The organism is Acidovorax sp. GW823-FHT01C06 (genome assembly GCF_058798375.1).
In genome coordinates this window covers 20,167-37,500 of sequence record NZ_JBXAKN010000005.1, presented here as the reverse complement: position 1 = coordinate 37,500, position 17,334 = coordinate 20,167, and the positions used below count along the sequence as shown (strand labels likewise).

Genomic DNA, 17,334 nt, shown 5'->3' with positions numbered 1-17,334 from the left:
GATCAGTGGCTCCGGACAAAATGCGCAGGCATGCCTGTCAAGTTGCTGGGTGGCAGCGCAGTCAGCGATTCACTGATAGTGCCCGCATTTTCCAGTAGTTGCAAGGCCAGGCGCTGGAGGTCCTGGGGGTTCTGCGTGGCGATGGTGGTCGTGCGCACCGGGCCACCCAGGTGGCGCTCCGCGCAGTCCTGCAGGGTCAGCAGCGCGTGCTGTGTCTTGCGCCGTTCGGCGGCGGTGTCGCCGCGCAGCAAGGCCGCCACCATGCAGGGCAGGGTCGTGTGCAGGGCGATCTGCTTGAGGCTCTTGTAGCTGGTCAGCACGCCGGCCGATCCGTCGCCCATCACCACCAGCGGTATGGTGGACGTGTGCGTCAGCAGCGGCCCGAGCGTGGCCGCAGGCGCGTGCAGCACGATCAACCCGTAGGTCCGGAAATAGGGCAGCAGGCTGGGCAGGGGTGCCGTTTCATTGCGGCTGGCTTCCCGGCTGATGCGCAGAAGGCCCTTCGCCGCCGGAATCACCGCCAGCGAGGAGGCCATGGCCCCCATGTTCAGGCTGACACCCTCGTTCCAGGGCGCCTGTTGCAGCAGGTGCAGCAGCCCTGGGCTGTCGTCCGTCTCCTGGGCGGTGCCATCGAGCACCACCACCGGGTAGCCCAGGCGCTGCAGGCTCGCGCAGATCTGCCACAGCGTCTCCAGCCCGGTGCCCGCGTTGTCCTGGCTGGCGACCGCCACCACCCGCAGTTCCGATTGCGGGGTGAAGCTGTGCAGGCCTGCCGCCTGGTGAAAGCCGATATCAAGCATCGACCAGCCCCCGTTCGTTCATGGTGTCGGGCGAATGCGAGAAGAAGAAGTTCAGGTCGGTTGCCTTGGGGTCGAAAGCCGACTTGGCGGGAGCGCGCATGGAGGTGCTGATGAGCTTGTGTGCATCGGCGCGCTCCCAGTCTTCCGGCACGCGCTGGCCGTTGGTCACGCCGCGCAGCACCATCTGGTGGCGGATCAGTGCGTCGATGGCCGGGCCGAGTTTCACGGCTTCGTCCACCTTGGACAGGATGGCCTGCTGGGAGCCTTCGGTCTTGAACGCCGTGAGCACATCGTCGAGCGTGTCGCCATGGCAGCCCGCGTTGAGCACCAGCAGGCGGTTCACATGGGGCAGGTCCAGCACGTCGAGCATGTCGCGCTTGCGCGGGTCGCGCGGGGCCACGCCCGTGGTGTCGATGAGCACCATCTTCTTGCCCGACAGCAGGCCCAGCAGGTCCTGCAGCGCGGCGCGGTCGTGGGCCAGGTGGGCGACGATGCCCAGCATGCGGCCGTAGGTGCGCAGCTGCTCGTGGGCTCCCACACGGTAGGTGTCCAGCGTGATCAGGCCCACGCTGCCGGGGCCGTGGATGCGCGCGCACATCGCGGCCAGCTTGGCGGTGGTGGTGGTCTTGCCGACGCCGGTGGAGCCCACCAGCGCGAAGATGCCGCCTTGTTCGTACAGCGGGGGTTCGGCCAGGTCGGTCCTGAGGTTGCGCTCCAGCACCTCCATGAGCCAGCGCACGGATTCGGCGGCCGACAGCTCCTCGGGCATGCGCTCCAGCACGGCACGGGCGAGGGAAGGGGAGTAGCCTGCGCGGATCATCTTGAGCATGAGGTTGGACTGGATGGGGTTCTGCCGCGCCTGCCCCAGCCACGCCAGGGTGTTGAAACGGTCCTCGATCAGTTCCTTCATCGCGTGCAGCTCGCTCATCACGCTCTGCTGGTTGGCGGCCGACTGCACGGCGCTGCTCACGGCGGGCTCCTGCCGGCGGCGTGGCGGCTCGGGCGGGATGTCCATGGGGATGGTGCGCAGCGGGTTGTGGCGCGCCACGGCGGGCGCGGGCATGCGTTCGCGCTCCGGTTCCTGGTCGCGGCTGCGCTCCGACAGGGTTTGCGGTTCGGCCGGGCCATTGAGCGCCTCGTGGCGGCGGCGCAGCATGCGCTCGCGCACATAGTCCTGGAACGACAGCGTGCTCATCGCCAGCTGCTCGGTGTCTTCCTCCACCGGGTTGCGGCCCAGGGTGCTGGCGGCGGCTGCTGCTGCCTGGCTTGCGCGCTGGGGCGCGCTGCGCGCCGGTGTGGGGGCCAGCAAGGGCGGGTTGGCGGACGGGCCCGCGCCACCACCGTCCAGCGCCGAGAGCGTGTCCTCGGCCGTGGCCACGACTTCGACGCCGTTGGCCGTGGGGCGGTTGGACAGGATCAATGTGCCGTCACCAAAGGCCATGCGCGCTTTGGCCAGAGCCTCCCGGGATGTGGGAGCGTGGAAGCGTTTGATGTTCATGCTGATGCACCTCTAAGGATCGGCCCAATGCGGATGGTGTGGGTCTCGGGGATTTCACTGTGGGCAAGCACCTGCAGCCGGGGCGCGACGCGGCGCACCAGGCGGGAGATGGCATTGCGGATCTGGTCTGGCACCAGCAGGCAGGCGGGCAGGCCCATCTCTTCCTGCTTGAGGGCCACCTCGGCGGCCTTTTGCGTGAGGATGTCGGCCACGCCAGGGTCCAGGGCGGGGCCGGCCGTGTTGCCCAGCGCCTGCACCAGCAGGCGTTCGAGGCCTGGTTCGATGGCGATGACGTTGAGTTCGCGGGTGGGGCCGTAGATCTGCTGCACGATGGCGGGCGACAGCGCGATGCGCACGCGGCGGGCCAGCTCGACCGGGTCGGAGATGCCGCCGGCAAACTCGGCCAGCGTTTCGATGATGGTGCGGATATCGCGGATGTGCACAGACTCTTCCAGCAGCAGCTGGAGGACTTTCTGGAACGTTGCGATGGAGACCATTTTCGGGACCACTTCTTCGATGAGCTTGGGAGCCAGCTTGGCCACGTGCTCCACGAGTTGCTGCGTTTCCGTGCGACTGAGGAGCTTGGCGGCTTGCACTTGCATCAAGTGTGACAAATGGGTGGCCATCACGGTTTCGGAATCAACGACCGTAAAACCCGCCATTTGTGCGGCTTCCTTCTGGCGGTCGTCGATCCAGTGTGCTGGGAGGCCGAACGCGGGGTCGGTGGTGGGGGTGCCGATCAGGGGCGTGGTGATGCCGCCCGGGTTGATGGCCAGGAACATGCCGGGGAAGGCCTCGCCTTCGCCGACCACCACGCCACGCAGCGTGATGCGGTAGCCGCTGGGCTTCAATTCGAGGTTGTCGCGCACGTGCACGGCGGGCGGCAGAAAGCCGACTTCCTGCGCAAACTTGCGGCGCACGCCCTTGATGCGCGTGAGCAGGTCGCCCTGGCGGCTCTTGTCCACCAGGCTGATCAGGCGGTAGCCCAGCTCCAGGCCCAGCAGGTCCACGGGCTGCAGGTCGTCCCAGGTGGCTTCGCCGTCGCTCACGGGGGCGGGCGGGGCCTCGACTTCGGGCGGCACCTTCTGCCGTTCATGCAGCACCCAGGCGCCATAGGCGAGCAGGCCACCCATGGTCAGAAACACCACGTGGGGCATGCCCGGAATCAGGCCCAGCAGCAGCAGGATGCCGGCGGTCACGCCCAGCACGCGGGGCGACATGAAGAGCTGCTGCACGATCTGGCGGCCCATGTCGTGGTCCTTGCCCACGCGCGAGATCACCATGGCCGCAGCCACCGAGATCAGCAGGCCGGGAATCTGCGCCACCAGCGCATCACCAATGGCCAGCAGGATGTAGCTATCAGCCGCCTGCTTGGCCGACAGGTCGTGCTGCAAGACCCCGATGGCGAAGCCGCCGATGATGTTGATCAGCAGAATCAGGATGCCGGCGACCGCATCGCCGCGCACGAACTTGGAGGCACCGTCCATGGACCCGAAGAAGTTGGCTTCTTCGGCCACTTCGGCGCGGCGGCGCTTGGCTTCCTTCTCGTCGATCAGGCCGGCGTTCAGGTCGGCATCCACCGCCATCTGCTTGCCGGGCATGGCGTCCAGCGTGAAGCGGGCCGACACTTCGGCAATGCGCTCGGCGCCCTTGGTGATCACCACGAAGTTGATCACCACCAGGATCGCGAACACGATCAGCCCGACGGCAAAGTTGCCACCGATCAGGAAGTGGCCGAAGGCCTCGATCACCGCGCCGGCGGCGCCCGGACCCGTGTGGCCTTCCAGCAGCACCACGCGGGTGGAGGCCACGTTCAGCGACAGGCGCATGAGGGTGGTCAGCAGCAGCACCGAGGGAAAGGCCGCGAAATCCAGGGGGCGCAGCATGTAGGCCGCCACCATCATCACCATCAGGGCCACGGCGATGTTCAGCGTGAAGAACGCGTCGAGCAGCCACGGCGGGATGGGCAGCACCATGAGCGCCAGGATGGCCACCACGAGCAACGGGGCCGACAGCCCCTGGAGGGCGTTGGCATTGCTGCCCGCCCATTGCTGCAAAGATTTCACGGAGGTGTTCATGCGGCGGCACCTTGCACGGGCGTGCGGTTCAGCGGATCGAGTTCAGGGGGCACAAACGGCTCCACCAGGCTGTCGGGCATGCGGCCTTCGCCGCGCAGGGCGGCCTTGAGGCGGTAGACGTAGGCCAGCACCTGGGCCACGGCGGTGTAGAGCGTGGCGGGAATGGCCTGGTCCAGTTCGGCATGGGCATACAGCGCCCGGGCCAGCATGGGCGACTGCAGCACGGGCACGTTGTGCTCCTTGGCCACGTCGCGGATCTTGAGCGCGATGAGGTCGGTACCGCGCGAGATGACCTGCGGCGCGCTCATGGTCTTCTCGTCGTACTTGAGCGCCACGGCGTAGTGGGTGGGGTTCATCACCACGAAGTCGGCCTTGGGAACGGCGCCCACGCTGGCACGGTCGGCGATCTCGCGCTGCTTCTGGCGGATGCGGCCCTTGGTGTGGGGGTTGCCGTCGGATTCCTTGTGCTCCTGCTTGATTTCCTCGTGAGACATCTTCAGGCGCGCCTTGAAGAAGTAGGCCTGCAGGGGCACGTCCACCAGCGCCGCCAGGAACACCACCAGGAGCAGCAGGCTCATGCCGGACGTGAGCCAGTCGGCCAGCTGGCGGATGGCCATGGGGGAGGGCTGCAGCACCAGCATGGCCACCGTGTCGATGCTGCTGCCCATGAACTTCCAGGCCACGTAGCTCAGGACCGCGGTCATCAGCACCATCTTGGCCACGTTGGCCATCTGCTGCTTGGAAAACAGGTTGGCGAGCCCCGAGATCGGATTGAGCCGGTTGAACTGGGGCGAAATGGGCTTGAGGCTCAGAATCCAGCCGCCGGCGCCGATGGCGCTGATCAGGGCCGCGGCACCGGTGAGGATGGCGAACACCGCGCTGGCCACCAGGCCCACGACGACCATGTCCTGCAGGCGCTTGAGCATGGTGCCGGGCGCCATGACGGTGGTGGCGTCAAACGCGAGCTGCTGGCTCATCGCCCGCTGCATGTGGTCCATCAGCTGGGGGGCCAGAATGAGCAGGCAGGCCGCGCCCGCGCCCAGGATCGCCAGGTGGGAAAGATCGCGCGAGCGTGCTCCCTGGCCGTCTTCGCGCGCTTTCTGCAGCTTGCGCTCTGACGCGGGTAGGCTTTTTTCTTGGCTGGATTCCATGGTGGCATGACGGCTCGTGTCATGCCATTGTCGTGAGCGACCCGGAAATCTAAAGGCCGATAAGGAGGCTGCAGCCCCCTCTTTTCAGAGACGTAACAGGCGCCGGCGTGGCGCCTGCGGCCGCCGCAGGGCCGCGGGCGGCGTTGCGTGGCCGCAGCCTCAGAAGCCGAGGCTGGCCAGCAGGTCGTCCACCTGGGACTGGTCGGTCACCACGTCGGGAGTGTGCTCGGGGTCCACCACGGGGCCCTGCAGGTGCTGGGTGCGGGGCGGTTCGGCCACGGCGGCCACCTGTGCATTGGGGGGGGCGGTCTGGATCAGCAGCTGCACCAGCTGGTCCTCGATGGTGGCGGCGAGGTTGACCACCCGGGCGATCACCTGCCCGGTCAGGTCGTGGAAGTCCTGCGCCATCATGATTTCGGTGAGGTGCGTGTCGGCTTCCTTCGTCACCCGCTCGACATCGGTGAGGAAATTCATGATTTCCCCCTTGGCCACGGCCGCCACCGGGTCCTTGACCAGGGACGTCACCACACGGCGCGTCTCGGCGGCGATGTAGTCGTGCTGCGCCTTGGCCTGCTCGACGCGGTTGAGCACTTTCTCGGCGGCTTCCCCGGTCAGCCGGGCGATGTACGACAGGCGGCTCTGGGCGTCGGGCAGCTCGCCCATGGAGCCGCGCAGCTTGTCGGCGTAGCCCAGCTCGTTGAGCGAGTCGTGCAGCTGGCGTGTCAGCAGGCCGATCTTGTGGTGTACATCCGCAGGCGGCTGGCTGTTGTCCGGTATGTCGTCCATGGTGTCATAGCCCCATCTTTTTCAGGATCAAGGTCACTTTCTCTTCGAGTGTTGCCTTGGTGAAGGGTTTGACGATGTAGCCGGCGGCCCCGCCCTGCGCGGCGGCCACGATGTCTTCCTTGCGGGCTTCCGCGGTGACCATCAGGACGGGCAGGTGCTTGAGCTTGTCGTCCTTCTTGATTTCCGCCAGCAGCTGGAAGCCGTTCATGTTGGGCATGTTGATGTCGGTCACCACGAAGTCGAACTTGCTGTTGCGCAGCTTGTTCAGGGCGGCCACGCCATCTTCGGCCTCGTCGGCATCGGCAAAGCCGCTTTCCTTGAGCAGATTGCGCACGATGCGCCGCATGGTGGAGAAGTCGTCAACGATCAAAAAACGAAGGGCTGTGGTCACGTGGGACCCTTTCGGTCGGAAATGGCTGTAAGTATTGTCATGGGTGGCAGGGTTGGTGACAAGTCGTAACGTTTACCTGCCGAGGGGGGGATTTTCCCGCTTTTCATTCAACAGTTCTGTCGAAGTGATTTCGGGAATCCCCTTGCCCATGAGTCGTTCTTCGGCCTCCCGGGTCAGCACCGTGATGGTGATGCGCCGGTTGGCGGGTGCGCGCGGGTTCTTTGGCTCCAGCAGATCGCTGGCCGCCAGGCCCACCACACGTCCCAGTTTAGCGTCTGGCATGCCGGCCGAGACAAGCTCCCGGCGCGAGGCGTTGGCGCGGTCGGCCGAAAGCTCCCAGTTGCTGTAGCCCCGGTCGCTGTTTCCGTAGGGGACTGCATCGGTATGGCCAGCCAGGCTGATGCGGTTTTCCACCCCGCCGAGGGCGGCGCCGATCTCACGCAGGATGTCGCGCATGTAGGGTTTCACCAACGCGCTGCCGCTGTCGAACATGGGGCGGTTCTGGTCGTCGATGATCTGGATCTGCAACCCGTCGGGCGTGATGTCGATGCGGATCTGCGACTTGTATTCATTCAGGCGCGGGTTTTCCGTGATGAGCGCATCGATCTTGGCTTCCAGCGCCTTGATGCGGTCCAGGTCCTGCTTGGCCTGCTCGGCCCGGGCTGCGTCGATGCTCATGCGGCGCTGCTTGGCGGCCTCCACGTCGGAGCGCCGCACCTGGCCGTGCACCTTGGACAGGTCGTTCCCCCCGCCGGGAATCACGCTGGAACTGTTGCCGGCACCGTCGCCGCCGGTCATGGCCACCTTGAGCGGCGACGCGAAATAGGCTGCAATCCCCTGCAGCTCGCCCTTGGCGGTGGAACCCAGCAGCCACATCAGCAGGAAGAACGCCATCATCGCCGTCACGAAGTCGGCATACGCGATCTTCCAGGCGCCGCCATGCACCGCATGGCCGCCTTTCTTGATGCGCTTGATGATGATGGGCTGGAGCTTCTTTTCTGCCATGGTCAGCTATCCCGTCGGCTCCCCATGGCGCCGCGCACCACCCGCAGCCTTTGATGCCGGCGTGTCCCAAGCCAGGGCAGCAAGCCAAGGTCCGCCCCGCAGCGCCGCGAGAGCGGAGGGAAGGCGCGTTGCGCACCAGGGCGGTGTCTCATTTCTTCCCCTTCACATGCCCCTCCAGCTCGGTGAAGCTGGGGCGGACGCTGGAGAAAAGCACCTTGCGGCCAAACTCGATGGCCGTGGCCGGGTTGTAGCCCTGCATGCTGGCCAGCAGGGTGGACTTGATGCACTGCAGTTCCTTGGCGGCATCTTCGGTCTTTTGCTCGACCAGGCCGCCCAGGGGCTCGACCACGCCGTAGGCCAGCAAGATCCCGAGGAACGTGCCCACCAGCGCCGAGCCGATCATGCCGCCCAGCACCGACGGCGGCTGGCCCACCGAGCCCATGGTGTTCACCACGCCCAGCACGGCGGCCACGATCCCGAACGCGGGCAGGGCGCCGGCCAGGCGCGCCAGCGCGGCCACGGGCGCGTGGGCCTCCTGGTGGTGGGTGTCGATCTCGCTGTCCATCAACGCCTCGATCTCGTGCGAGTTGAGGTTGCCCGACACCATCATGCGCAGGTAGTCGGTGGTGAACTCGATCACGTGGTGGTCGCTGCCCACCGTGGGGTATTTCTTGAAGATCTCGGATTCGTGGGGTGCTTCCACATCCTTTTCGATCGCCATCAGCCCCTCCTTGCGGGCCTTCTGCAGGATGTCATAGAGCATCGCCATGAGCTCCATGTAGCGCGCCTTAGTGTACTTGGATCCCTTGAGCGCCATCGGGATGGCCGCCATGGTGGCCTTGATCACCTTGGGCTGGTTGTTCACCACGAAGGCGCCCAGCGCGCCCCCCAGGATGGTGATGATCTCGAAGGGCAGGGCCTTCAGGATCACGCTGATATTTCCCCCGTGCACGATGTACACGCCGAAGATGCAGCCTAGGCAAACGACGTAACCGATGATGACAAACATGCTTTGTGCGTGATGAGTTGCGGCGAGCGGGCAAACGATGCGGCGGATTCAGGGGGGCAGACAACGCGGGCGCTGTGTTCTCAAATGTATCGGATTGCAGGGGCCAGACCAACGAACGGGTTGCCTGGGACGACCTGGCGGCCGGCGTGCCGCGCAATGACGTTAGCACAACACGGCGCAAAAAAAGAGGCCAAATTGGCCTCTAGTGGTTGTGTGGTAAGCGGTAGATGCTCCTGTTTTTGAGACTTTTCGCCCACCCAGGCCTGCGTGCCACTACTACTTGAGCAAGGCCAGCACGCCCTGCGGAATCTGGTTGGCCTGGGCCACCATGGCCGTGCCAGCCTGCTGCAGGATCTGGGCGCGCGACAGGTTGGCGGTTTCTGCGGCAAAGTCGGCGTCCTGGATGCGGCCACGCGAGGCAGACATGTTTTCCGAGGACAGCTGCAGGTTCGAGATGGTGGTCTCGAATCGCGCCTGCAAGGCACCAAAGCTTGCACGCTGGCCGTTCACTGCCGCCAGGGCCGAATCGATGATCTTCAGGGCCTTGGTCGAGCCGTCGACGGTGGACACGTCGATGACGTTGACGGCGTTCAACGTGGATGCCGTCGCCGTGACCGGGGGCGTGCCCGTCAGATTGGTAATGGCGAAGCCCTTGTCCGAGCTCATCTCCAGGTACCCGGTGGCCGTCGCAAAGCCGCCGGCGGGCGCAGCGGCGACACCCGCGACAAAGGTGGGGGTGCCGGTGGAGGCCGACGTCGCGGCATCGTAGGCGCCCACGGCAATGGTGTTGCCCGCCAGGGAGTTGTTCTGAATCTGGATGTTGGCACCCGACTCATTGATGAGCACTATGCCGTCGCCGGCGTCGTTGAGTTTGGCGGTGATGCCGGTTTGCGACGACACGTCGTTGAAACCCTTGATGGCTTCCGCCAGCCCGCCCGCGGTCGCGCCGGCGGCGGATACGCTGAAAGTCACGTTGGCGGCGGTCGCGTTGTCTCCCTTCACCGCCAGCGAATAGGAGCCGCCAGCCACGAAGGTGGTCAGGTTGACCTGGTTGCGTGCAGACGCGGAGACACCGGTGGATTCGGAGAGCGCGTTGATTTTGGCGGCCGCGGTGGCCATCGTGTCGGTGGCGGTGAGCGTGACCGTCTTGGTTTGCAGCCCGGCGATGTCGAACGTGCCGGTCAGCGCCGTGGGGGCCGCCGCCGCCGTCACCACCACGGGCGCCGACTGCTTGAGCTGTGCTCCGTACGTCGTCGTGCGGAAGTTGCCGGTGGTCGCCGTGATGGTCTGGTTGGCGTTGGCGCCCACCTGGAAGGTGGCGGAGCCGAACGAGCCGTCCAGCAGCTTCTGGCCGTTGAACTCGGTGGTGACGGAAATACGGTCCAGTTCGGACAGCAGCTGGCCGACTTCGGCCTGAATGGCCTTGCGGTCGCCGGCGGAGTTGGAGGCATTGGCGGATTGCACGGACAATTCGCGCACACGCTGCAGAATATTGCTGGCGCCCGCCAGGGCGCCTTCAGCGACCTGGGCCAGGGAAATACCATCGTTGGCATTGCGCACCGCCTGGTTCAGGCCCCGGATCTGGGTGGTGAAGCGCTCGGAAATGGCCAGGCCGGCGGCGTCGTCCTTGGCGCTGTTGATGCGCAGGCCCGACGACAGGCGCTGGATGGAGGTGCTGAGCGATGCCTGGCTCATGCCCAGATTGCGCTGGGCGGTCAGGGAGCTGACGTTGGTATTGATAGTGGCTGCCATGGATATGCTCCTTAAAGGCTTGAAAAACCAAATCTGCGCCGGTAGAAGCCCCACCGTCCGGCAGACAAGACGGGAACGATGGGTGAATTGTGAAAGTCGAGCGCGGTGCGCAGTGGTGCGATAAAGCGCACAAAAACCCTGCAACTTGTGCGTTTCGCCCTAAAGTTTTCGCCGCAGCTTCCGAAAACATTTGCAACGGGACGTAAATGCCCGCCGTTCTACAGAAGGCCATGCTGGCGCTGTGAACCGTATGGCCGGGTGCCTTGCCTGGCACCAGGTTGGCGGCAACGCCATGTTCAGTCAGTTCTTTTCAGGAGATTTGCAAATGGCAGCTACCATCAACACCAACGTCAGTTCCTTGACCGCCCAGCGCAATCTGGGTATGAGCCAACTGTCGCTCAACACCTCCATCCAGCGCCTGTCGTCGGGCCTGCGCATCAACAGCGCCAAGGACGACGCCGCCGGCCTGGCCATTTCCGAGCGTTTCACCTCGCAGATCCGCGGCCTGAACCAGGCAGTGCGCAATGCCAACGACGGCATTTCGCTGGCGCAAACCGCTGAAGGCGCGCTCAAGGCCTCTGGCGACATCCTGCAACGTGTGCGTGAACTGTCCGTGCAGTCCGCCAATGCCACCAACTCCGCCGGCGACCGCAAGGCCATCCAGGCTGAAGTCGGCCAGCTGCTGTCCGAACTGGACCGCATCTCCACCACGACCGAATTCAATGGCCAGAAGCTGCTGGACGGCTCGTTCGGCTCCGCCACCTTCCAGGTGGGCGCCAACGCCAACCAGACCATCACGGCGACCACCGGCAACTTCCGCACGACCACCTATGGTGCGCAGCTGAAGGCCTCGGCCAGCGTTCCTGCGGCTGCCGCCGCCCCCGCCGCCGCCGCCGCGACCGTTATCGTGAACGGCCTGCAAAGCAAGACGGTGAACGTCGACGCTGCCGACACGGCTTCGAAAATTGCCGCAGCGGTCAACGCAGCGGCCGAGACCACCGGCGTGACGGCTTCGGCTCGCAATCTGTCCGAGTTCAAGATCACCACGGCAGGTGCCGTGTCCCTGGCGATCAAGGGTGACAACACCACGACCGCCGCCAACATCACCTTCAGCGCGACCTCGGCAACCGACTTGGGCGAAGCCGTCAAGGCATTCAATGACGTGGCATCGCAGACCGGCATCACCGCCAAGCTCAACAGCGCCGGCGATGGCATCCTGCTGACCAATGATGCGGGCTCGGACATCAATATCGTCAACAACTCGACGGTGGCCGTGACCACCCTGGCATCGCAAAACGCGACGGCCGCTACGCTGACCTTCTCTGCCGCGCAGTCTATGGCAGTCGCTGGCGGCACGGCCAACTCGCGTGGCACGGTGGAGTTCAGCTCCGACAAGGGCTTCTCTCTGGGCGGCACCTCCGCGTACGTGGCAGCCGGTGCTTCGACGCTGAATTCCGTCAACACCATCGACGTGTCGACTGTCGACTGTCGACGGTTCGACCAAGGCCCTGAAGATCATCGATTCGGCCCTGTCCGCCGTCAACGGCCAGCGCGCCAGCTTCGGTGCCCTGCAGTCGCGCTTCGAGACCACGGTGAACAACCTGCAAAGCACGTCCGAAAACATGTCTGCCTCGCGTGGCCGCATCCAGGACGCCGACTTTGCCGCAGAAACCGCCAACCTGTCGCGCGCCCAGATCCTGCAGCAGGCTGGCACGGCCATGGTGGCCCAGGCCAACCAGCTGCCACAAGGTGTTCTGGCCCTGCTGCGCTGATCATCTTTGGCAGAGGGTTGAACAGGCGGGGCGGGTTTGTGAAACAAGCCCGCTCCTCACAAGGCGGAGGCGACCTGGTCGCCGCCGCTTTCCGCTTTTTGCCAATCGGGCTGCAACGCGGTAGATTGGTGGCTTTCTTGGGTGCTTATCGGCTGGATGCAACAAGCCAAAGGCCTGGATAATTCTGGCGATTCAACCCGACACGGATTCAGGAGGTGGGATATGGCTAGCTTTTCATCGATAGGCATCGGCCTGGGCGGCAACGTGGACGTCAATGGGCTGATCAAGGCTTCGGTCGACGCCGTGAAGATCCCCATCACCAAGACCAACGGCCTGAACCAGCAGGCGGCCATCACGAATGCGAAGGTGTCTGCCTTCGGCCAGTTCAAATCCCTGGTCTCCACGCTGGCCGATGCCGCCAGCAAGCTCGCCAGCGTCACGGGCTGGAACGGGGTGAGCGCGACCTCCGCCAAACCGGAAGCCGTGTCGGTCTCCGCCGTGGGCGGCGCCGCGGCGACGTCATTCAATGTGCAGGTGCAGAACCTGGCCAAGGCGCAGTCCTCCATATCCGTGGCGTTGTCGCCCGTCAAGCAGGCTGTCGGGGCGGGCACGCTGACCTTTGAAACGGGCAAGTGGTCCGGCGAGCCCAAGGTCTTCACGATGGGCAGCGCGGGCGCGGTCAATGTGGAAGTCAGCGCCACGGATACGCTGGCGGACGTCGCCAGCAAGATCAATGGCTCGAAGGCCGGCGTGACGGCCACCGTGCTGAGCGATGCCTCCGGCGAGCGCCTGATGCTGCGCAGCAAGACAACGGGCGAGGATGCCGGCTACCGGATGAGCGCGGCGGACGCCGACGGCAACCTGGCGGACGGTGCGGGCCTGTCGCGGCTCGTGGTGGGCGGCGTGACGGAGTATGCGGCGAACGCGAACGCGACCGTCAACGGCGTTGCCGTCACTTCGGCAACGAATGCCTTTGCCGATACCGTGTCGGGCGTGACGTTCACGGCGCTGCAGGTCACCACGGGCGACGTGGCGGTGACGGTGGCCAAGGACAACTCTGCCGTGAAGAAGAACATCGAGGCCTTCGTGAGCGCATACAACGCCATCAATCAGGCGTTGAATGAGGTCACCAAGTACGACCAGGGCACCAAAACGGCGGGGTTGCTGCAGGGGGATAGCGCGGCGGTGACCTTGCAAAACACCTTGCGCATGGCGCTGCAGTCCGTGAACAGCTCGGGCGCGCTGCGCAATCTGTCTGCCGTGGGAGTGGTCTCGGAGGGCGGGCTCGGCAACGTGGCACCCACCGGCAACCTGACGCTCGACGCGACCAAGTTCAACAAGGCCATGGAAAACGCCGACGACGTCAAGGCTTTCTTCCGGGGGCCGGAGGGCGGCAGCGTGGAGGACGGGTTCGCCGGAAAATTCAAGGCGGTCACGACCAAGCTGCTCGCAAACGACGGGTTCTTCGCCAGCAAGGCAAAAATCTACGAGCAATCCCTCAAGCTCAATGCCAAGGACGTGGAGACGATCAACGATCGTGCGGACCGCCTGGAAAAGAGCCTGACGGCGCGTTACACCGCCCTTGATACAAAGATGTCGAGCCTGAATGCGCTCAATGCGTATATCTCGCAGCAGGTGACCACCTGGAATAAATCCTCGGGCTGACCGCTTCAGTTTTTCTGGCTGTAGCCGATAACTAAAGTAATACATCGCAAGGATTGCCAGCATGTTCAGCGCCTATAGCCCCCGTGCAGCCAACGCTTATCAGCGTATCAATGTAGAAACCAGCATGCACACGATGGACCAGCACCAGCTGGTCAGCCTGCTGTATGAAGGTGTCCTGAACTCCATCGCCACGGCGCGGGGTGCCATGGCGCGCGGCGACGTGCTGGGCAAGGTCAACAATATCTCCAAGGCCGTCCGCATCATTGAAGAGGGGCTGAGCACGGCGCTCGACAAGGTGGATGGCGGGGAGCTGGCCCAGAACCTGGGAGCCCTGTATGACTACTGCCTGCACCGCCTGATCCTGGCGAATGCCCGCAACGACGATGCCATGATGCAGGAGGTCATGCGCCTGATCGAGCCGGTGGCGCAGGGCTGGAGCCAGATCAAGCAATCGGGCGCCGTCGCGGAGGCCGCCACCCCGGGGCAGCCAGCACTGGTGGAGGCCTGAACCATGTCCCACATGCTGATTGACTACTACAAGGCGATCGAAGACAGCAGCGCCAAGATGCTGGAGGCCGCCAGGCTCAAGGACTGGGATGGCGTGGTGCGCTATGAAGGAGCCTGTGCCGTGCTGATCGAGCAACTGCGCTTCAAGTCGCAGGAACACGAACTGCTGCCAGAGCACCGGCGCGAAAAGACCCGCATCATGCAGCGCATCCTGCGCAACGATGCCCAGATCCGTTGCCTGGCTGAGCCCTGGCTGGCGCAGTTCGAACACCTGTTCGAAGGCCAGCCGCAGATGATGCATTGAGGCATGCGCCAAGCCCCAGACAAAGCCGACCCCGCGAGGTCGGTTTTTTCATGGATGAAATACGGCGCTACCGCTTGTCCATCAGGCGCAAGCAGCTATTAAGTTGAGAGCAGCTGATTCCTGACGCTTGTCACGAAGCTGCCACGGCCAGCGATGCGTCGCGGAGCTCCCTGGCTGAGAGTGTGGCGTGTCTTTTACGGAATAAAAAGTGCCTGTAGCGCTTATCCATAAAGCGCAAGCAGCTATAAAATCAGGAGTAAGCGCAGACCTGCGCTGCCAGATACCGGCGCGCCCCCCGCGAGGGATGTCCAGCAAGGGCCGCCCCGCAGCGAGGGCATCGTCCCCTTGCTCACAGCGCGCAGCGCTGTGAGAGCGAGGGGAAGGCGCGCAGCGCCTCAGGGGAGCGCCCCTGCTATACCTGCATGTTCATGATGTCGGTATAGGCCTGCACCATCCGGTTGCGCACGTGCAGCGTGGCCTGGAATCCGATCTGGGCCTTCTGGATCGCCACCATGGTTTCCTCGAGGCTGACGGAGGGGTTCTCCATCTGGACTTCCGTCTGCAGGTCGCTGGCACGGTTCTGGGCCGCACTGACCGACTGGAGCGCGCCTTTGAGCGCCCCTGAAAAACCCACTTCATTGGCGTCGTTTTGCGGCGCCGCAGCACGGCGCGCCACGCCAGCGCCCGTGAGCGGGGCGGTAGAGCTTGAGATGCGAAGGTCCATGGCGGTGTCCGTGGGAATGGGGGTATGCTGCGTATCCTAGCCATCGCGCCCCCGCCCATCGCTCTGAATTGATGGCCAAACGCGCGGCTTATCCAGCGAACATTTTGAGGGCGTGGCCGAATAATCGACCCCACGCTTTGGTCCTTGTCGGGCCTGCCCTACTGGAAAGCAAGATGTCTGCAGTTGCTGAAGTTCCTCTCACTCCCCCTGCCGGCCCGAACTGGCTGCAGCGGCTGTCTGCCCTGGACAGGGCGCAGCGCATGCGGCTGGGCGTGGGTGCGGCACTCCTGGTGGCGGCGGCCATTGCGGCCATCGTGCTGGGGCGCCAGCCCGACTACCGGGTGCTGTTCGCCAACCTGAACGACAAGGATGGCGGTGCCATCGTCGCCCAGCTGTCGCAGATGAACGTGCCCTACAAGCATGCCGACGGCGGCGGTGCGATCCTGATCCCCGCGGACCGCGTGCATGACGTGCGCCTGCGCCTGGCCACCCAGGGCCTGCCCAAGGGTTCCGTGGCGGGCTTCGAGCTGATGGAGTCCAGCAAATTCGGAATGACGCAGTTTCAGGAACGCCTGAACTTCCAGCGGGGCCTGGAGGGTGAACTCACCCGCTCCATCCAGGCGCTGTCGTCCGTGCAGGGCGCGCGCGTGCACCTGGCGCTTCCCAACCAGAATGGCTTTTTCCGGGAGCAGCAAAAACCCTCGGCCTCCGTGCTGGTGAGCCTGCATCCCGGCCGCGTGCTCGACCGTGCCCAGCTGGCGGGCATCGTGCACCTGGTCGCCTCCAGCGTGCCGGAACTGGCGCCCTCCGCCGTGAGCGTGCTGGACGACACGGGCAAGCTGCTGTCCCAATCGCCCGATGGCGCCGCCGGAACCGGGGTCGACGCGCAGCAACTGCTGTATGTGCAGCAGATCGAACAGCAGTACACCCGCCGGATCCTGGACATCCTGGAACCCGTGGTGGGCCGCAACAACGTCAAGGCGCAGGTGACGGCCGAGGTGGACTTCACCCAGACCGAATCCACGTCCGAGCAGCACCGCCCCAACCTCGCCACCGATGCCAGCGCCATCCGCAGCCAGCAGATCGTGGAAAGCTCCGGTCCGCAGGGCAATCCGCTGCCCACGGGCGTGCCTGGCGCCACGACCAACCAGCCTCCCGCTCCTGCTGCGGCGCCCATCAACGGCGCCAATCCGGCACCCACGGCGGCGGGCCAGCAGGCCCAGGGTGCGCAGGCAGCGGCGAGCAAGCGCGAATCCATCACCAATTACGAAGTGGACAAGACCGTGCGCGTGACGCGTGGCGGCAGCGGCGCCCTCAAGCGGGTGAGTGCGGCGGTGGTCGTGAACTACCAGTCCGCCGAGGACAAGGGCAAGACGGTATCCAAGGCGCTCACGCCAGAGCAGCTCGAGCAGATGACCGCCCTGGTGCGCGAAACCATTGGCTTCAACCGGGATCGTGGCGACTCGGTCAACCTCATGAACACCCCGTTCCAGGTGGACGCGACGCCCGCCAACGACGTTCCGCTGTGGAAACAGCCTGAAGTGATCGAACTGGCCAAGACCTTCGCCTGGCCAGTGGGTGCGGTTCTGTTCGCGGCCCTGGTGCTGCTGGGCCTGGTGCGGCCGGCGCTCAAGGGCGGCGCCGCTGCCAAGCCCCGCGCCATCCCGGTGGCCGGCGGCCAGCTCGACGCCGTGGAGTCCGAAACACCCGAGCGCCCCGCGCTGCCTGCGCCCGCCGCGAAGAACGAAGTGCTTCCCGCCACGCCGGAGCAGCTGCGCCTGGAAGAGGCGCGGGTGCTGGCCAAGGAGAACCCTGTGGCCGTGGCCAATATCCTGAAGACCTGGCTCAACGGCGAGCCAGTCTGACCGCCGACATCACGGACGACGACCACC

General features: G+C 65.1%; 14 protein-coding genes and 1 pseudogene. 5 read left to right on the top strand and 10 right to left on the bottom strand.

Translation table 11 applies throughout. The features are described from left to right. Positions 1-2: 2 nt before the first annotated feature. The 9 genes from AC1RCS_RS12405 to AC1RCS_RS12365 all read right to left on the bottom strand — a co-directional run bounded on the left by AC1RCS_RS12405 (position 3) and on the right by AC1RCS_RS12365 (position 10,470). On the bottom strand, positions 3-800 hold the full coding sequence (locus AC1RCS_RS12405) for a hypothetical protein (protein WP_218341823.1): 798 nt from the start codon (positions 798-800) through the stop codon (positions 3-5). Continuing rightward, entirely contained in the window at positions 793-2,298 is a 1,506-nt protein-coding gene (flhF, locus tag AC1RCS_RS12400; RefSeq protein WP_492245117.1) for a flagellar biosynthesis GTPase FlhF, read from the bottom strand. The genes AC1RCS_RS12405 and flhF overlap by 8 nt, the downstream gene beginning before the upstream one ends. Beyond that, positions 2,295-4,376 (bottom strand): flagellar biosynthesis protein FlhA, encoded by a 2,082-nt coding sequence (gene flhA, locus AC1RCS_RS12395; RefSeq protein ID WP_218296959.1) that lies wholly within the window; start codon positions 4,374-4,376, stop codon positions 2,295-2,297. The genes flhF and flhA overlap by 4 nt, the downstream gene beginning before the upstream one ends. Continuing rightward, positions 4,373-5,527 carry an EscU/YscU/HrcU family type III secretion system export apparatus switch protein gene (locus AC1RCS_RS12390; RefSeq protein ID WP_218296960.1) on the bottom strand — a complete coding sequence of 385 codons (1,155 nt, stop codon included), beginning with the start codon at positions 5,525-5,527 and terminating at the stop codon, positions 4,373-4,375. Before AC1RCS_RS12390 ends, flhA begins: the two co-directional genes overlap by 4 nt. 159 nt (positions 5,528-5,686) lie before the next feature. Then, positions 5,687-6,313 carry a protein phosphatase CheZ gene (locus AC1RCS_RS12385; RefSeq protein ID WP_218296961.1) on the bottom strand — a complete coding sequence of 209 codons (627 nt, stop codon included), beginning with the start codon at positions 6,311-6,313 and terminating at the stop codon, positions 5,687-5,689. Positions 6,314-6,317: 4 nt separating this feature from the next. Then, on the bottom strand, positions 6,318-6,704 hold the full coding sequence (gene cheY, locus AC1RCS_RS12380; protein ID WP_010466076.1) for a chemotaxis response regulator CheY: 387 nt from the start codon (positions 6,702-6,704) through the stop codon (positions 6,318-6,320). A gap of 72 nt (positions 6,705-6,776) precedes the next feature. Further along, complete coding sequence (gene motB, locus AC1RCS_RS12375; RefSeq protein ID WP_369643498.1) at positions 6,777-7,709, bottom strand: flagellar motor protein MotB; 933 nt, start codon at positions 7,707-7,709, stop codon at positions 6,777-6,779. 148 nt (positions 7,710-7,857) lie between these two features. Beyond that, on the bottom strand, positions 7,858-8,718 hold the full coding sequence (gene motA / locus AC1RCS_RS12370) for a flagellar motor stator protein MotA (protein ID WP_218296963.1): 861 nt from the start codon (positions 8,716-8,718) through the stop codon (positions 7,858-7,860). Between the two features lie 276 nt (positions 8,719-8,994). Continuing rightward, the gene (locus tag AC1RCS_RS12365; RefSeq protein ID WP_369643497.1) at positions 8,995-10,470 is read right to left on the bottom strand and encodes a flagellin N-terminal helical domain-containing protein; all 1,476 of its coding nucleotides are present in this window, start codon (positions 10,468-10,470) and stop codon (positions 8,995-8,997) included. Between the two features lie 325 nt (positions 10,471-10,795). On the opposite strand from AC1RCS_RS12365, the pseudogene AC1RCS_RS12360 reads away from it, so the two are divergent. From AC1RCS_RS12360 to AC1RCS_RS12345, 4 genes and pseudogenes are all read left to right on the top strand, one after another. Then, positions 10,796-12,242: pseudogene (locus AC1RCS_RS12360) on the top strand (flagellin N-terminal helical domain-containing protein). A gap of 222 nt (positions 12,243-12,464) precedes the next feature. Continuing rightward, positions 12,465-13,907 carry a flagellar filament capping protein FliD gene (gene fliD, locus AC1RCS_RS12355; RefSeq protein WP_218296966.1) on the top strand — a complete coding sequence of 481 codons (1,443 nt, stop codon included), beginning with the start codon at positions 12,465-12,467 and terminating at the stop codon, positions 13,905-13,907. 61 nt (positions 13,908-13,968) lie between these two features. After that, positions 13,969-14,415 carry a flagellar export chaperone FliS gene (fliS, locus tag AC1RCS_RS12350; RefSeq protein ID WP_218296967.1) on the top strand — a complete coding sequence of 149 codons (447 nt, stop codon included), beginning with the start codon at positions 13,969-13,971 and terminating at the stop codon, positions 14,413-14,415. A 3-nt stretch (positions 14,416-14,418) separates the two neighbouring features. Next, positions 14,419-14,718 (top strand): flagellar protein FliT, encoded by a 300-nt coding sequence (locus AC1RCS_RS12345; RefSeq protein ID WP_063461658.1) that lies wholly within the window; start codon positions 14,419-14,421, stop codon positions 14,716-14,718. Between the two features lie 412 nt (positions 14,719-15,130). Here AC1RCS_RS12345 and fliE read toward each other — a convergent pair whose 3' ends face one another. Next, positions 15,131-15,442: a flagellar hook-basal body complex protein FliE gene (fliE, locus tag AC1RCS_RS12340; protein WP_218296968.1), complete on the bottom strand. Its 312-nt coding sequence runs from the start codon at positions 15,440-15,442 to the stop codon at positions 15,131-15,133. A 173-nt stretch (positions 15,443-15,615) separates the two neighbouring features. Here fliE and fliF point away from each other — a divergent pair, with 173 nt between their 5' ends. Continuing rightward, positions 15,616-17,307 carry a flagellar basal-body MS-ring/collar protein FliF gene (gene fliF, locus AC1RCS_RS12335; protein WP_218341828.1) on the top strand — a complete coding sequence of 564 codons (1,692 nt, stop codon included), beginning with the start codon at positions 15,616-15,618 and terminating at the stop codon, positions 17,305-17,307. Positions 17,308-17,334: the final 27 nt, after the last annotated feature.

Coding starts and splice junctions, on each gene's coding strand:
- AC1RCS_RS12405 (WP_218341823.1), bottom strand. CDS start 800: ATGCTTGATATCGGCTTTCACCAGGCGGCAGGCCTGCACAGCTTCACC.
- flhF (WP_492245117.1), bottom strand. CDS start 2,298: ATGAACATCAAACGCTTCCACGCTCCCACATCCCGGGAGGCTCTGGCC.
- flhA (WP_218296959.1), bottom strand. CDS start 4,376: ATGAACACCTCCGTGAAATCTTTGCAGCAATGGGCGGGCAGCAATGCC.
- AC1RCS_RS12390 (WP_218296960.1), bottom strand. CDS start 5,527: ATGGAATCCAGCCAAGAAAAAAGCCTACCCGCGTCAGAGCGCAAGCTG.
- AC1RCS_RS12385 (WP_218296961.1), bottom strand. CDS start 6,313: ATGGACGACATACCGGACAACAGCCAGCCGCCTGCGGATGTACACCAC.
- motB (WP_369643498.1), bottom strand. CDS start 7,709: ATGGCAGAAAAGAAGCTCCAGCCCATCATCATCAAGCGCATCAAGAAA.
- motA (WP_218296963.1), bottom strand. CDS start 8,718: ATGTTTGTCATCATCGGTTACGTCGTTTGCCTAGGCTGCATCTTCGGC.
- AC1RCS_RS12365 (WP_369643497.1), bottom strand. CDS start 10,470: ATGGCAGCCACTATCAATACCAACGTCAGCTCCCTGACCGCCCAGCGC.
- fliD (WP_218296966.1), top strand. CDS start 12,465: ATGGCTAGCTTTTCATCGATAGGCATCGGCCTGGGCGGCAACGTGGAC.
- fliS (WP_218296967.1), top strand. CDS start 13,969: ATGTTCAGCGCCTATAGCCCCCGTGCAGCCAACGCTTATCAGCGTATC.
- AC1RCS_RS12345 (WP_063461658.1), top strand. CDS start 14,419: ATGTCCCACATGCTGATTGACTACTACAAGGCGATCGAAGACAGCAGC.
- fliE (WP_218296968.1), bottom strand. CDS start 15,442: ATGGACCTTCGCATCTCAAGCTCTACCGCCCCGCTCACGGGCGCTGGC.
- fliF (WP_218341828.1), top strand. CDS start 15,616: ATGTCTGCAGTTGCTGAAGTTCCTCTCACTCCCCCTGCCGGCCCGAAC.